The sequence below is a fragment of the Fodinibius salsisoli genome (assembly GCF_026229185.1).
GTDB classification, from domain to species: Bacteria; Bacteroidota; Rhodothermia; order Balneolales; family Balneolaceae; genus Fodinibius; species Fodinibius salsisoli.
Window position 1 is genome coordinate 265,225 of sequence record NZ_JAGGJA010000002.1, and the last position, 15,229, is coordinate 280,453.

At 44.6% G+C, this 15,229-nt stretch carries 13 protein-coding genes; 7 read left to right on the forward strand and 6 right to left on the reverse strand.

The features are described from left to right. Window positions 1-56: 56 nt before the first annotated feature. Window positions 57-1,244, reverse strand: a complete 1,188-nt coding sequence (locus J6I44_RS03965) for an aspartate aminotransferase family protein (protein ID WP_265764692.1) — start codon at window positions 1,242-1,244, stop codon at window positions 57-59. Window positions 1,245-1,387: 143 nt separating this feature from the next. Here J6I44_RS03965 and J6I44_RS03970 point away from each other — a divergent pair, with 143 nt between their 5' ends. The 3 genes from J6I44_RS03970 (at window position 1,388) to J6I44_RS03980 (ending at window position 5,929) form a co-directional block, all read left to right on the forward strand. Further along, a complete protein-coding gene (locus J6I44_RS03970; protein ID WP_265764693.1) occupies window positions 1,388-2,215 on the forward strand; it encodes a 3-keto-disaccharide hydrolase in 828 nt (275 codons plus the stop codon). A 68-nt stretch (window positions 2,216-2,283) separates the two neighbouring features. After that, entirely contained in the window at window positions 2,284-2,730 is a 447-nt protein-coding gene (locus J6I44_RS03975) for a hypothetical protein (RefSeq protein ID WP_265764694.1), read from the forward strand. Window positions 2,731-2,743: 13 nt separating this feature from the next. After that, window positions 2,744-5,929, forward strand: coding sequence for a T9SS type A sorting domain-containing protein (locus J6I44_RS03980; protein WP_265764695.1), 3,186 nt, complete (start codon window positions 2,744-2,746; stop codon window positions 5,927-5,929). Between the two features lie 61 nt (window positions 5,930-5,990). Here J6I44_RS03980 and J6I44_RS03985 read toward each other — a convergent pair whose 3' ends face one another. Together J6I44_RS03985 and J6I44_RS03990 are read right to left on the reverse strand one after the other, a co-directional pair. Next, window positions 5,991-6,608 carry a thioredoxin family protein gene (locus tag J6I44_RS03985; protein WP_265764696.1) on the reverse strand — a complete coding sequence of 206 codons (618 nt, stop codon included), beginning with the start codon at window positions 6,606-6,608 and terminating at the stop codon, window positions 5,991-5,993. A gap of 57 nt (window positions 6,609-6,665) precedes the next feature. Continuing rightward, window positions 6,666-7,601 carry a UbiA family prenyltransferase gene (locus tag J6I44_RS03990; RefSeq protein ID WP_265764697.1) on the reverse strand — a complete coding sequence of 312 codons (936 nt, stop codon included), beginning with the start codon at window positions 7,599-7,601 and terminating at the stop codon, window positions 6,666-6,668. An 83-nt stretch (window positions 7,602-7,684) separates the two neighbouring features. On the opposite strand from J6I44_RS03990, the gene J6I44_RS03995 reads away from it, so the two are divergent. Further along, window positions 7,685-8,590, forward strand: coding sequence for a 3-methyladenine DNA glycosylase (locus J6I44_RS03995; RefSeq protein WP_265764698.1), 906 nt, complete (start codon window positions 7,685-7,687; stop codon window positions 8,588-8,590). Between the two features lie 120 nt (window positions 8,591-8,710). Here the strand turns inward: J6I44_RS03995 and J6I44_RS04000 are convergent, their stop codons facing one another. Then, entirely contained in the window at window positions 8,711-9,901 is a 1,191-nt protein-coding gene (locus tag J6I44_RS04000) for an anhydro-N-acetylmuramic acid kinase (protein WP_265764699.1), read from the reverse strand. Between the two features lie 80 nt (window positions 9,902-9,981). Between J6I44_RS04000 and J6I44_RS04005 the strand changes: the two genes are divergently transcribed. Both J6I44_RS04005 and thrC read left to right on the forward strand, forming a co-directional pair. Beyond that, complete coding sequence (locus tag J6I44_RS04005; RefSeq protein WP_265764700.1) at window positions 9,982-10,233, forward strand: hypothetical protein; 252 nt, start codon at window positions 9,982-9,984, stop codon at window positions 10,231-10,233. A 62-nt stretch (window positions 10,234-10,295) separates the two neighbouring features. Beyond that, window positions 10,296-11,999, forward strand: a complete 1,704-nt coding sequence (gene thrC / locus J6I44_RS04010) for a threonine synthase (RefSeq protein ID WP_265764701.1) — start codon at window positions 10,296-10,298, stop codon at window positions 11,997-11,999. Between the two features lie 7 nt (window positions 12,000-12,006). On the opposite strand, the gene J6I44_RS04015 is transcribed toward thrC, so the two are convergent. Further along, complete coding sequence (locus J6I44_RS04015) at window positions 12,007-12,582, reverse strand: RNA polymerase sigma-70 factor (RefSeq protein ID WP_265764702.1); 576 nt, start codon at window positions 12,580-12,582, stop codon at window positions 12,007-12,009. Window positions 12,583-12,737: 155 nt separating this feature from the next. Between J6I44_RS04015 and J6I44_RS04020 the strand changes: the two genes are divergently transcribed. Beyond that, window positions 12,738-14,087 carry an aspartate kinase gene (locus J6I44_RS04020; RefSeq protein ID WP_265764703.1) on the forward strand — a complete coding sequence of 450 codons (1,350 nt, stop codon included), beginning with the start codon at window positions 12,738-12,740 and terminating at the stop codon, window positions 14,085-14,087. A gap of 26 nt (window positions 14,088-14,113) precedes the next feature. On the opposite strand, the gene J6I44_RS04025 is transcribed toward J6I44_RS04020, so the two are convergent. Next, entirely contained in the window at window positions 14,114-15,187 is a 1,074-nt protein-coding gene (locus J6I44_RS04025) for a hemolysin family protein (protein WP_265764704.1), read from the reverse strand. Window positions 15,188-15,229 lie beyond the last annotated feature (42 nt).

Below are 15,229 nucleotides of genomic sequence, written 5' to 3' on the forward strand. Positions count from 1 at the left end.
ATTGATTGCCGTTCATTCTGTTCATACTTTGATAAAACAGAAATGTTCTCAAAAAATTATTTACTATACTTTTCAACGCTGTTGTTAATCTCAGTCAGTGTTTGACGCAGGTGCTCTTCCTTTATGATAAGCGGTGGTGCCAGACGGACCAGTGTATTGGAATGAAGCGTCCATCCCAAAATAATGCCTTTCTCCAGGCAGTCTTCAACGACCTGGCGGGTTAACTCTCGATCTCTGAGCTCCATCCCCAGCATAGCTCCCCGCCCTCGAATCTCAACAATACCATCAGAAACTAACACCTCACGAACCGTCTGCTCAATACTCTTTGCAGATGTTCCAAAATCTCCATCCAGCAAGGTACGAAGCGTGGCGTGGGCAGCGGCACAAGAAACAGGATGCCCTCCAAATGTTGTTACATGATTTAAGGGCGGATCATGTTTAAATGATTCAAAGATATCAGAAGACGAAGCAAAGGCGCCCATAGGCATTCCCCCTGCCATGGCTTTGGCCAGGCACAGTATATCCGGAACAACATCATAATACTGGAAGGCAAAAAGAGTGCCTGTACGGTAGAAACCGGTCTGAATTTCATCAAAAATCAGTAGTGCCTCTACTTCATTACAACGCTCACGCAACCGTTGCAGCCATTGCCTGTTAGCCGGAATAATGCCCCCCTCTCCCTGGATGGGCTCCATGATAACAGCTGCCGTTTCACTATCGATGAGAGAAAGAGCTTTGGGGTCATTAAAATTTCCAAAATGGATATTAGGCAGCAGTGGCTTATAGGGGTCGCGATAGACATCACGGCCGGTAACGCTAAGCGAACCATGGGTATCACCGTGATAACCGTGATTAAAAGCCACAAACTTATGACGACCTGTATGTTTTTTTGCCAATTTCAGGGCTCCTTCATTTGCTTCCGTACCGCTGTTTACGAAATATACCCGATCTAATGATGCGGGCAACTGGGCAGTCAATAACCGGGCATAGGCCGACTGTGGTTCTTGAATAAATTCGCCATAAACCATCACATGCAGATGACGATCCAGCTGTTGCTCAATGGCCTCAATAACCTTGGGATGGCGATGCCCCAGGCTACTCACTGCAATACCAGAAATAAAATCCGTATATCGCTTGCCATCTGTTGTGTAGATAAAAGGTCCCTCGGCCCGATCGATTTCCAATCCCATAGGAGCGTCACTGGTTTGGGCTACATGCCGATAGAATGAAGAGGAATGTTCCACTACTGAAGAAATATTTTTTAATGATTAACGGTAATAGGTATAATATAACGGAATGTACGCGTATCTTTTTAAGATAATCCTGTATTTAACATTCTATAATCTTAACTAACCAGCAATACGCTTCAACGAAATTATTAGATTCTATGAGCAACTTATTCGACACCGTCTTTTCTAAATCCCACTTCTCAGTCGCTCTACTGGTTTTGTCAGTATTACTAATGGGCTGCCAAACATCAGAAGAAGAAACTAACCAATCTTCCGATTCGGAATGGATTACCCTCTTTAATGGTAAAGACTTAGACAACTGGACTCCAAAGTTTACGGGCTACGATCTGGGAACGAACTACAATAATACTTTTCGGGTCGAGGATGGTCTTTTGACGGTATCTTACGAAGAGTGGGATCAATTTGATGGTGAATTCGGGCATCTTTTCTATAATGAAAGGGCATTTTCAAATTATAAGATTCGTGCTGAATATCGCTTTATCGGCGAACAAGCCCCCAACGGTCCGGGTTGGGCCATCCGCAATAATGGATTAATGTTACATAGCCAGGATCCTAACTCTATGTCCAAGGATCAGGATTTCCCAACCTCTATCGAAGTTCAGCTTTTAGGCGGAAATGGCGAAGATCCACGCTCTACGGCCAACCTCTGCACTCCCGGAACGAATGTAGTGATGGATGGGGAACTTTTTACTCCTCACTGTGTCAACTCCAATTCGAAAACCTATCATGGCGATCAATGGGTGACCGTTGAGGTTGAGGTACGTGGAAGTGACATTGTAAAGCATTATGTAAACGGCGAAACCGTAATGGATTACACCGATCCCCAGTATGACAAAAACGATGGGCGGTCAAAAGGATTAGTCGACGGAGACAATTTGCTTATTGATAACGGATATATTTCTATACAGGCGGAGAGCCATCCTACACAGTTTCGTAAGATAGAGGTCCTTCCCCTGGACGAATGAACGTTTAAGGCTCCAATAAGTCAATACATATTGGAGCCTCTTGTTTTTAAATTAAATCAACTACTGCTGTGACATACGTTGCGGTTCTCATATCGTTGATATATTTGTTTAATGGCTGCAAGGGGTCAGAAGAGCAACCGCAGCAGCCCCAAGACTATACTACCGATTCTCTTTCACAGCTAAATGCAAGCACTCCTGATACGCTTCCGATAATTGCCCATCCAGAACCCGGGTTACCACCGGGACAAGCTACACTGCAAGCAGAAGTAACTGAGATCTTTTTCAACCAAAAAGAATCTACCGGGCGCCTTAGCCTTCAGGTGCATAGCGTAGAGCAGTATGGCCCCTCAACACCAGCCATACCCGCAAATGATACGCTTAGTATTCTTCTAATGGCTAACCAATTCCAAAACGTTGAAGAAGGAGATACCATCCAGGTTACCGTACAACACAATATTGAAAGCATCGGTCAAGACAAAAAGCCCGGCTGGTCATTAGTTGATATCAAAAACTAACCGCCTTAACGTTATGAATAAATACGCTACGAAACGCTTACTGATTCTTGCCGGAGTTTCGCTACTGCTTGTTCTGGGTGGCCTCTTCTATTTTCATTCCTCCTCTCCAAAGGATATATCCCTCTTATCGGCTAAGAATGAAAACTATGAAGCTAAGCTTTCCGAACTGGATAAAATGGATCGGATTGAGAAAAAGGAAGCACGGGCAGACTATTTCTTCCGGCTGATGCGAGATCCGGCCACAAACGCCATCCCTGAAAACATACGCAACCGGGAACTTGACTTTGCTCGCTCCTTACCTTCCATCCAACAGCTTCGGAGTCGGGCAAAGGCTAAGAACCCTTCTTTTCAGGCGGTTGAATACAGCTGGAGTTCGGCCGGTCCCTTTGACCTCGGCGGGCGTACTCGTGCTTTAGCAGCCGATCAGCGCAATCCGGATATTTTGCTGGCGGGCGGAGTTTCCGGTGGAATGTGGAAGTCCACAAATCGTGGGTTAAGCTGGCAGCTCAGAACTCCCGACCTGCCCAACCTGAGTGTCACGTCTGTGGCTCAGGATCCTTTAAACCCGGATACCTGGTATTATGCTTCAGGCGAAGTGCTCGGCAACTCAGCCAGCGCCACAGGGGCAGCCTATTATGGCGAAGGTATTTACAAATCTACCGATAATGGGGACAGTTGGTCTCTTTTGCCCCAGACCAATAGTTCTGATATCAGTGGCCTGGTGGCGCCTTTTAATACGGTCAGTCGCATTATAGTAAGTCCTACAACCGGCAGCGTTTTTGCCTCAAGTACAGGGTTTGGCATTTATAAATCGACAGATGGTGAAACTTTTTCAGGTCCCATACTGGGCACGGCCGGAGAGCAGCTTTTTACCGATGTAGCCGTAGCCTCAGATGGAACGTTAGGTGCAGTTATTTCAGAAGCGGCCTTCGATGATCAACAATCCACCAATCCAAATACGACGAACCATACTCCGGGCATTTTTATTTCTACCAATGATGGATCTGTATGGATCGATATTACTCCGAAAGATTTTCCCACAACCCACCGAAGGAGTGTCCTTACCTTTGCTCCAAGCAATCCTGATATTTTATATGTACTCACTCTTAAAGGAGCCAACAACAATACCAATCAGGGGATAAGCTTTTTTAAAATCAATATTTCAGATCCTTCGAATCCCATAGCTGAGGACCGCTCGGCGAATCTGCCAGACTTTCGAGATAACAGCGGTGATGGCTCCGGATATATGGAAATGCAGGGTGGATATAATATGACCGTTGCCGTTAAACCTGATGACGAAGATTATGTGTTTGTAGGGGGGACGAATCTGTTTCGCTCTACGGATGGCTTTGCTTCGGTGCCGGCGGGAGGTTATGATGAGACGAATACCAGCCTAAAAAATGAATTTTGGATTGGCGGCTATAATAAAGGCAATACCTTTGCCCAATATCCCAAACACCACCCCGATCAACATCGGGTGGTGTTTCCAGAACCTGTTGATAACCCCAACCTTATGATGTCTGGCCATGACGGTGGTTTGAGCTATACCAGCGACGTCTCAGCCTCCTCCGTCGCTTGGGTTAACAGGGATGATAATTACGTAACCTCACAATTCTACACCTCAGCTTTGCCTGAGACATCCGGTGATAACCGAATTATGGGCGGTACTCAGGATAATGGCACTCCCCTCTTTCAGGCCGGGCAACCGCAAAGTGAGCCAACAGTCGATATCTCTTCGGGAGATGGTGGTTATTCCTTCTTTACGGAGGAGAACCTATTTGTTTCTCAACAAAATGGAACGGTTCTTCGATGGACTAATGATTTTTCCCAACTTGCTTATGTCTATCCCTCTGAGGCCGATGGACAGTTGTTTATTCATCCGTATGAGATCGATCCAAACGATGCCAACATCATGTATTATCCGGAAAATGATCATCTCTGGAGAAATACAAGCCTGAGTGATATTCCCAATAGCAATTCCAGCTCGGGAGCCTCCGAAGGATGGGAAGAGCTGCCAAACCTAACGGTAGGAAATGGGTATATTATTTCGACTTTGGAAACCTCTATTGTACCGGCCAACGTACTCTTCTTAGGTGGATACTCGCCCAGTCGGGAGCCTGTTATAAAACACATTCGCAACGCCCATACGACTTCGAGTGAGATCACCGATATCTCTTTGCCGTCGGAACCCTCTTTAAGCGGAGCCTACATCAAAGATATTGCCGTTAATCCGGCTAATATCAATGAAATTCTGGTCGTGCTCTCTAATTACAATATCGTTGGACTTTATCGGACAACAGATGGTGGTGAAAACTGGACTGCGGTGGAAGGCAATCTGACTGGCAACGAAAATAACCCGGGGCCTTCACTTCGTGCCGCCACAATCATACCGGCAGAAGCGGGTGTCTTGTATTTACTGGCCACCAGCACAGGCTTATACTCTACACAATCACCTGATGGTTCAAATACCCAGTGGGGACAAGAGGCTCAAAATGTTGTCGGAAATGTAGTTACGGAACATCTTTCCATGCGAATATCCGACGGTGATGTGGCGGCCGGCACACACGGTCGCGGCATGCTGTCAGGCAATTTCGAAGGCATCATTAATATCCCAGATTTACCCACCATCCAGCTTGATTCGGGAGAGGATGCTAAGCAACCCGGGGAGCAAGTGGTAATCAGGGCTTTGAACTTTTCGTTCAGCCCTACATTGACCGACAATGAAGTTATGCTGATCGATACTTTTGAAGACCAGACGCAAGAAACTCCTGCTGAAGTGATCGAAACCAACGGATCAGAATTAACCCTGCGAATTCCCCGGGATGCAACGCTGCCCAATGCCCCAGATAATGAAGTGCAATTAAGTATTAAAGTCGGCGATACGGCTCCCCCCTCTATCCCTTTTACAGTTCTTCCACCTAACCGTTTCTCACTCAATCAAAACTTCCCAAATCCCTTCAGAGGCACCACGAATATCTCTTTCGATGTTGCTATGGACAGTGAAATCACACTGATTATTTATTCCATCAACGGTCAAAAAGTTCAAAGCCCTATCCACGAACAGACTTTTAATGCAGGAACGTACAATCAACAAATTGACCTCTCCAATTTGGCAAGTGGCGTCTATATCTTTCGGATAATCGCAAAATCAGGTGGACAGACTCAAATAGAGTCCAAAAAAATGACACTCATCAAATGATAAAATGAGGCGTTAAGAATGCTCCAACATATTTCCCAACGCCTCTGCTATCTGGACGACGTCAACTCCACTGGGCAATCAACGTTTCAAAGTCCGCCTGTAACGTCTTCCCTTTATCATCCGCATACCATTTGTGCAGCTTTTTAGCCCATTCCTTTTTACTGATTTCAGGATCATCTTTCCATTCCATCGCCTTCTGCTGAAACTCACCGGGGCGTGGTCCCCATGTTCCGATCTCTTCCAACGTATCGGCATCAAAACATATCAGTTTGGGGATAGAACGCCCCCCATTGGTCAAGTATTCATCCATAATATCCAGATGCTCATCCCTCAGGATAAACTTCAACTCGATATGGTCATTCTGTTCAGCCATCTTGGCAATTCCCGGAATATTTTGGGCTGCATCGCCACACCATGCTTCGGTAAGCACCAGCCAAACCCAGTCTTCATCCACCGATTGAATCTGCTTTTTGAGTGAACTTGTAAGCTCCAACTGCTTATCCAGCCGCCGCATCCGCTGGACATTCATTTTGGTATAATTAAGCATTGCTTCTGAATGATTGGATCCTGTTGTCTTTCCCTGATCGAGCAAATCGTCAATCAAGGTCCGGTATTCCCTATAGCTCATAGCATCAGCAATGATTTCTGGGGTAACAAGTTGTTCTGCCGTCTGGCTCATAATATTTTTCTCGAAAATTTAAGTTTGTCTTTTGAATATTGGGAGGCTTTAACAGCTTTAGCCAAGTAACCATTCAGCTATAGATGAAAAAAATATAGATCCGCTATGCTTAAGCATAAGGGTGACAATGAGAAATGATACAAATGCCAGCGAAGTTCCATATTTCATATACATCACGCTCTGGTAATCACTTTGGCTACGTTTAATCAAGGCTTTCAACCTATTATTGATTACCATTCCAACCACACTTCCAGTGATTCCAAATAATAATCCCAGCTTCAGATGCTGTAAACAGATTCCCAGGGTAGTCAATAATACGCCGCTAAAGAAGGCCATTCCAAAGAAATAAAGGACAATGGTTTTACCGTATGTAATGGCAAATGTACGGTCGCCACGCTTTTGATCTTCTTCCTGCTGGTATAGCTGGGATACGGGGTATAAGCTGAGTAAAATAAGGGTAACGCCAGCAGCAACAATCCAGATAAAGAAACCAAGCGGTTCATGTCCCGCTGCAATATAGCCCATTAAGACCGTATTAAAACCTGTACTGAAACCAATGGCAATTAAGCTCTTAAACGGGCGTCCTTTCCAGCGGGTCCATGGACTTGAATACAGCCAAAAAAATAGCATACTCAGGGCGTACAGGGCCACAAAGAATGTTCCCATCGGAAGTGCCACAAGCAGCCCTATCATTTGGAGAAATAGGGAAGCCAGCCACATCCAGGGATGCATCTTGGGAGGATTTTTTAACCCGCCAATCGGTCCCTCATCCCGATCCCAAAAGGAATTATAGGCTGTTGCGCCTCCAAACAGTAAGAGATGGATATTTAAAAACTGGACAATAAACCAGTTGGTATCGAAATCATCACTCAACAGGCCACCCATTAAAAAAGCACCTGACAAGATAAAAAACTGGTAGTGAAGGCGTAGATGAAGCACAAAATGCCAAATCTGAACAAGCCAGGGAACGTTCCGTTTGGTAATCTCAGCCACGCAAAATTATTAATGAAAGATTAAGTTTATCATACCGATTTTAGACTTATCAATCCACCGAAAGTTTGGTATTTTAGGAAGCCATGATTACGACTAACATTACCATACCAAGCTACATTTCCACAAAGCTCAGCGCTAAAGAGTGGAAACAAGAAAAAAATGAGCACGAGCGGCTAATAGCCAAACAGATTGATGATTATCTTGATCGCCGGAGTCAACAACAGAAAGATCCGGTGATGGATTTCCTTTTCGAATATTATGCTTTTCGTCCGGCCCATCTCAAGCGCTGGTCACCGGGCTTGGGAACGCTTTTGCAGGATGGCGGCAGCTACGACTGGCGGTTTGATGAAATGGAACCAATTGGTGAGGATTCTTTTTTGGACATAACCCACTTCCCTGATGATCGTATTTCGGCACTACAGTGGATTTTAACGGTACTCGAAAATTCGCTGCATCGAAAACCTTCATTCGGATGTTTTGGCATGCACGAATGGGCCATGGTCTATAAAGCAGACCGTATTCGTCATAATCACCTTTCGTTGCGCATGGAAATGGACGAGCTTGCCGAATTTGTGGAGTCACGTCCGCTGGTCTGTACCCATTTCGATGCTTTCCGCTTTTTTACCGATGAGGCCAAACCGTACAATAAGTTCGAGTTAAATCGGAATAACTTCCATGAGATGGAACAACCCGGCTGCCTGCATACCAATATGGATTTATACAAATGGTCCTTCAAGATGTATCCCTGGATTTCCAGCAGTACTATTCGCCGAGCTTTTGAACTGGCCGTCCAAACAAGAGTAATGGATATGAAAGCCAGTCCCTATGATTTGCGAGAACAGGGCCTGGAACCCATCAGGATTGAGACCGAAGAAGGACGGCTTGAGTATGTAGAAAAACAGCGTGCCATCCACCAGAAGTCACAACCCATTCGCCAGCAATTAATTACAGAATACCAGGGCATATTACAGGCACTGGATGAGCTATAAGATCTAATTCAAGTTCGAGCTTAATGCTATGCTCCAAGGGAGCTCCGTTCCCGCTTCTTGAAATTAAGAAAACTCGGGAGTAAAACTCACTCAAATCTGATATGTACAATAAAAGCTTGCTTACTTTGGAAAAGAAACTTTCCCAAAATTTACTCTTTCCTTTTTTTCATTCAAACCAATTTGGAATCCTTTTCCAGAAAGGGCCTCATTAGCCAAAACGGCAAAGCAAACGGCTTCTTTGGCATCCGGGTTAAAGTATTGCGCGCCAAAAGGAACAAATGCTGCTTTTGGCAACTGTTGCTTCAAACGATACATCAAAGCGTTATTATGAATCCCTCCCCCGCTCGTTAGTATTTCCATTTCATCCGAAGCATCCACTTTTTTAATCGCCTCTGCAATTGTTTCTGCCGTTAATTCAACCAGGGTAGCTAACAGATCCTTATCCGATATTGCTTTGACATTGGCCTGGTCACGGGCCTGTTCTACATACTTCCAGTTAAATAACTCTGGGCCCGTTGTTTTCGGCATTGCTTGCTCAAAATAAGGATTGGCTTTTAACGCCTCCAGCAAGGCTTTATTCACAACTCCTTTTTGTGCTTCGGTTCCACCTTCATCAAACGGTTTATCCAGCAGGCGGCGAGCTGCGGCATCCAGCAGGGTATTCCCCGGCCCGGTGTCAGCACTTATAGCATCCAAGGCAGAAGAAGCCGGTACATAGGTGAAATTGGCAATTCCTCCAATGTTGAGTAATATTCGATCTTTATGAGAATCACGGAACAAGAGCTGGTCAATTAAAGCCGCCATGGGTGCCCCTTCCCCTCCAGCAGCGGTATGTTTCTGACGAAAATCGCTGATCGTCAAAATGCCCGTTTTATGTGCTATATGATCCCCGTCACCTATCTGTAAAGTTGCATGTGGAAACTCCGCCCGTTGATGTTTTGATTTCGGCGCATGATAGATCGTCTGGCCGTGGCTGGCTATACAGTCAACTTCAGAAGGATTGATGCGCCATCCTTCCAGTGTATCCAAAATGATCTCAGCCGTAAAATGTCCCAGGTAGGTGTGCATCAGGCAGACATCTTCCAAGCTGCACCGCGGCACAGAGATAACCTTCTGTAATAGGTCCTTCAGCTTCTCAGAATAGGCGACGGTTTCAAATTCCAACAAAGAAATTTCCGTTTCTTTACCCTTTCCGGTCAACTGGCACAGTACCAGATCGAGTCCATCCATAGAGGTGCCCGACATCAATCCAAGTATAATTTTCTTTTTCTTTTGAGCAGCTTGGGCAAGCAGGGAAATTTGATTATTCATACATTGATTGACTTATCAGGATTATGTATTCTGGAACAGAAAATAACAGGAAGATTCACCTAACACGCAATTGTTTTATCATGGATGAATTGAATGACACCGATTATGAAGCATATGAACAAGATATCGAACTATTGGTCGATACCCTTCGCAAGTGTTTCGATGCCCCTAAAGCCCGATACAACGTTATAGGTCACCAGAATACCCTTTTTATTGAAATTGAAGGACTGGATGAGCTAAGCAATGAAGAAATTTCGGAAGTTGCTGAACCCGTTCTTGAAGAATTGGATATGGATTTTGACGAAATATCCCTCCTGCCTCTTAAAAAATGATATCCTGCAGTAAGTAAACTATCTTTAAAAAGTATCTCTTTTAGCACCCTAAAGTCTAATCTATGCCCACTGCAACCACCGCTTATCAGCTCAAATGCGTAGCCAACGGTCATCTGAATACTGCCCGGGAAACCACCACCTATTGTACCCAATGTGGCAGCGTCTTGCGGGTTCATTATGATGAACCTTCTGCTGACCTTCAATACCCACTGGAATCGATTGTTCCGGATCCGTTGAAAACTCATCCTATTGCCCTTGAGCAGCTCAATCGTCTTTCAGAAACGTACCATGCGGAGCTGTGGGCTAAACTGGAGTTTCAGCACCCTACGGGCTGTTTCAAAGACCGCGGTAGTTATATTGAAGTTCAAAAAGCGATGGAATTAGGCGCTGATGCTATCTGCCTGGCATCCACAGGTAATATGGCGGCCTCCGTTGCAGCATACGCATGCTATTTCAATATTCCGTGCTTTGTTTTTGTCCCTGAAAAAACGACAGAAGCAAAGCTCGCCCAGGCCACTATTTTCGACGCCAATATAATTCGTATCAAAGGCTCATTTAGTACCTGCGAACAGCTGTGCCGAGAATTTGCCAAATCTGGCAATTATTATCTTGCCGGCGATTTTGTATTCCGGGAAGAAGGCCAGAAATCATTCTCCTATGAACTGCTGGAACAGAACGGGGCCGATGCTGACTACGTGTTTATTCCCATCGGTTGCGGCACAAATTTCAGCGCTATCTTCAAGGGGTTCAAGGAAATGAAAGCAGCTGGCTTAATTGACCAAATTCCAAAGCTGATTGCTATCCAGCCGGACCAAAGCTCCCCGGTAGTAGAAGGTATTTTCAAAAAGAAAAAAATTGTCAAGCAGCAGGTACACACCATGGCCAGCTCCGTGGCCGTGCCCGATCCGGTTGATTTCTATAAAGTGCTGGAAGGCATTAATGAATCTGATGGTATGGCTATGACCGTTACGGAAGATGACATTTTAGATGCCCTAAAAGAGCTGGCTGTTGTAGAAGGACATTTTGTGGAACCCGCAGGTGCTCTCCCCCTTGCTGCTTTTAAAAAGCGGCGAAAGAAATTTAAAGATAAAAAATGCGTGTTTGTCGCAACCGGCTCTGGCTTTAAGGATACCGGAGTGGTCACCAAGCATTCGCTCAATTCGCCCGTGCTGTCTGCTGACCTGGATAAAGTGATTAACTACATTCATTCCGGATTCATTGAAATGCAGAAAAAATCCTGGGGTAAATCGCGTGATACTTTCATGGCAAACCTCAAAATGGATGAACAACATGAACAGCTCTATAACGATTATATTTCCAAGATCAACCGGAAAGGAAAGACGTTAAGCAATAACGAAATTGAAGTGCTGCAGTCACTCATTTTTGATGAAGACGTGGATTTGGATTACCCGGTAGAAGTGCTTGACTATGAACTGACTATGCGCAAACATGGCTTGGTGCATGCGGCTGTTAAGCTCGACCTGGAAGGCAAAGAAGTTATTTCGGAAGCCAAGGGAGTGGGACCTATAGATGCTATTCTTACGGCCATTCGCACAGAAACCGACAATGTTTTTCCTCTCCAGGTGAAAAACCATGAGGTGGATATTCTTAGTCCTGATACTGATTCCCTGGTAATGGTCACCCTTACGCTTGCCAACAGCGAACAGCAGTGGGTCTCAAAAGGAGCCTCACCCGACACCCTAGAAGCCGTTATCCAGGCATTCACCAAAGGACTGGCGATTGCGATGAAACCTGATGAAGACTAAAATTAATTTATACCAAAAGCGAGTGGTCGACCTGCTCCCTGATGTCACTCAGTGCGAACCCCATATGGTTTTCCACCGTTTTGCGAGTAATTCCCAAGACCTCTGCTATCTCTTTATAACTAAGCCCATGCTTTCGGTGTAAAATGAATACCGACCGTCGGCGATCAGGCATCTCAGAGACAATCTCCCAAATTTGATCAATTAAAAGTTGCTCCCTGTGTGTATCACTATTTCGTACAATCGACAAATGGCTTACTTCCTTTTTGGAAAAAGCAGTGCGTATATTTTCGCGATGCTGACGTCGGTCAATATAATTCAGGGTTTCGTTCCGGACTGACTGAAATAGATATGCTTTTACGGAGCTATGAATATGCCACTCCTCTCTTTTCTTCCACAATGTGCAAAATACATCCTGTACAATATCCTGGGCACGCTCTTTTGACTTTATCATCTGAGCTGAAAATCCCCGCAGGTCATAATAATACTTTAAAAACAGTCGTTTAAATGCCTTCTCATCGCCTTGTTGGACCTCTTCGGCAAGATGCTGATCAGAATTACTTATTTTTTCCTGAACGTTTCTCATAAAAAGTGCTGAAACTCTTTTCAAAACTATTCATAGTAACCACTTTTGTGGCCATACTTTCATACAATACTTAAATACCGACTAAAATAATAACAAAAGCATTAATAACTAACTATTTTAATGCCATTCGATTAATATTTTTAAGAAATAAACCTATGACTATTTTAAAATTCGGTGGCACCTCGATGGGTAATGAGAATACATGGCGCCAGGTGCTACAAATTATTACCCGCTACGAACATCCCTTTATTATTGTTTCAGCCACTTCTGATACAACCCGGCAACTTATTAAAACTGCCAAACTTGCTCTGGCTGATCCAGAAAAGGCCTATGAGCATGCATCGAAAATAGAACAAAGGCATCAGAAGCTGATCACAAATTTTTTGGCCAATGTTACTATAACACATCACAGTATAAGAAAAAAATGCCAAGAATGGATTAAGAAACAAAATCAACAGCTGCATAAACTTATCGCCCAAATTGATGCAGAAAAAGAAATAAATCCTGCAACGATGGATGCTATAGCTTCCATCGGCGAGCAACTCTCTTCTTATCTTTTTGCTCAATGCGGCCAAGCTTTGGGTCTGCCTACCCAGTGGATCAATGCTGCGGATGTAATACGTACCAATTCAGATTTTGGGCAGGCCACACCGGATCTGACCTATATCACCAATAACCTTTCGGCCATACACCAACTCTCTGCCGATACCATTCCAGTAATGGGGGGCTTTTATGGTCAGGACAACCATGGAAATATTACGACCCTTGGTTTTGAAGGATCAGACTACTCTGCAAGCCTGATGGGGGCCGCACTCTCTGCTGATGCTATTGAAATTTGGACGGATGTCAGCGGTATTTATACCTGTGATCCACGTGTTATTGATGAGGCTTATCCCATTCCAGAGCTTAGCTTTCAGGAAGCTACCGAATTAGCCTACTTCGGTGCTAAGGTACTGCATCCTTCCACAACCAAGCCTGCTGCCCTGAAAGATATCCCAATTAAAGTAAAAAACATTTTTGATCCCGATGCACCCGGAACACACATCAGTACGAAGGTAACATCCAACGGAACCGCCAAAGCGATGACCTTTAAAGAAGAAGCGCTTATCTGTACCGTTAATTCTAGCCATACTGTGATGGGATATGAATTTTTGGCTAACGTCTTTAAGACGCTGCAATCACTCCATTTACCGGTCGATGTAGTAACAACGACCGAAGCTTCTGTATCTATTGCGATACCTCCCTGTTCCCAGTTGGAAACTCTTGTTGAACAACTACAGTCGGCAGGCCGTATTGATCTCCAGGAAAACCAAGCTATTATTAGTATAGTTGGTTGTAATCCTCAACAATCGACTTTGCTGATAAAAGAAACATTGGATGGGATTGGTGAAGATATTATCAATATGCTTTCGTTTAGCCATGCCAAACGAAATCTAAATGTAGTGCTCAACAGTGATCGATTACTGACTGCCGTTAAAGCGATACATCGCAAGATATTTACTTGATTCTACCATATCTAGATATCCAAGATCTATTGAGAATCTGAAGGTGCCTGTTGTTCCGAAGCACTGACGATGCCGAGTCGCTTGGCACGCTCTACCCATTTTTTGCGAGCCATCTTCTGCATATCTTCAATAGTATCTACCTCATCGATGATTTCCATCCCCAGTAAGGTTTCCACCAGGTCTTCCATCGTCACAACCCCTGCGAAGCCACCGTATTCATCCACCGCCATAGCGATATGTTCCTGCTTTTTCATCAGGCGCTCAAAAAAGTCCTGCAGCGGAGTCATTTCAGGCACAATCAAAATATCACGCTTAAACTCCTTTAATTTTGTTTCCGTTTCATTACGCGCCATCATCAAGAGCAGGTCATTCTTTAGCACATAGCCTGTCACATCGTCTCTTGCTTCTCCATAGACGGGTAAACGGGAAAAATGAAGCTGCTCCACATGATCACTGACTTCCCCAACCGGAAGGTTTTCCTGGAACCCCACTACAACCGTGCGCGGGGTCATAATATCTTTGACGCGCAACGAGCTGAAGCGAATGAGATTCTTAAAAATACGTGATTCTTCCTCTTCAAATACGCCTTCTTCCACTCCCAAATCGGCCAGGGCTCCAAATTCTTCTCTGCTAAAGCTTGGTTCATTCTCGCCCGAAATCATCCGTGTAATGGCCTGAGACATCAACACAAAAGGATACAATAACACCATTAGAATGTGGAGGGTCTTGGCGGTAAAGGGTGCCAAGCGTCTCCAATAAGTAGCACCGATGGTTTTGGGAATAATCTCAGACAACACTAAAATAAGAAAAGTCAGCACGGCCGAAGTTATCGCTACATAAGCATCTCCAAAAATGATTTGGGCCTGTGCGCCAACACCGGCTGCACCTACTGTATGTGCGATTGTATTTAAACTCAGTATAGCCGAAAGCGGACGATCAATATCTTCTTTATAATTGCGGAGCAGTTCACCCGTTTTACTGCCCTTGCGATCCATAATCGCAATATAAGAATGACTGACCGAAAGCAGCACCGCTTCCAGCATTGAGCATAAAAATGATACCCCGATTGCCAGTGATAAATAAAATATGAGTAAAGACATAGGCCAAAAATAGAACAATTGTATCTTTTTTAAAAAATGCTC

Coding starts and splice junctions, on each gene's coding strand:
- J6I44_RS03970 (WP_265764693.1), top strand. CDS start 1,388: ATGAGCAACTTATTCGACACCGTCTTTTCTAAATCCCACTTCTCAGTC.
- J6I44_RS03980 (WP_265764695.1), top strand. CDS start 2,744: ATGAATAAATACGCTACGAAACGCTTACTGATTCTTGCCGGAGTTTCG.
- J6I44_RS03985 (WP_265764696.1), bottom strand. CDS start 6,608: ATGAGCCAGACGGCAGAACAACTTGTTACCCCAGAAATCATTGCTGAT.
- J6I44_RS03995 (WP_265764698.1), top strand. CDS start 7,685: ATGATTACGACTAACATTACCATACCAAGCTACATTTCCACAAAGCTC.
- J6I44_RS04000 (WP_265764699.1), bottom strand. CDS start 9,901: ATGAATAATCAAATTTCCCTGCTTGCCCAAGCTGCTCAAAAGAAAAAG.
- J6I44_RS04005 (WP_265764700.1), top strand. CDS start 9,982: ATGGATGAATTGAATGACACCGATTATGAAGCATATGAACAAGATATC.
- thrC (WP_265764701.1), top strand. CDS start 10,296: ATGCCCACTGCAACCACCGCTTATCAGCTCAAATGCGTAGCCAACGGT.
- J6I44_RS04015 (WP_265764702.1), bottom strand. CDS start 12,582: ATGAGAAACGTTCAGGAAAAAATAAGTAATTCTGATCAGCATCTTGCC.
- J6I44_RS04020 (WP_265764703.1), top strand. CDS start 12,738: ATGACTATTTTAAAATTCGGTGGCACCTCGATGGGTAATGAGAATACA.
- J6I44_RS04025 (WP_265764704.1), bottom strand. CDS start 15,187: ATGTCTTTACTCATATTTTATTTATCACTGGCAATCGGGGTATCATTT.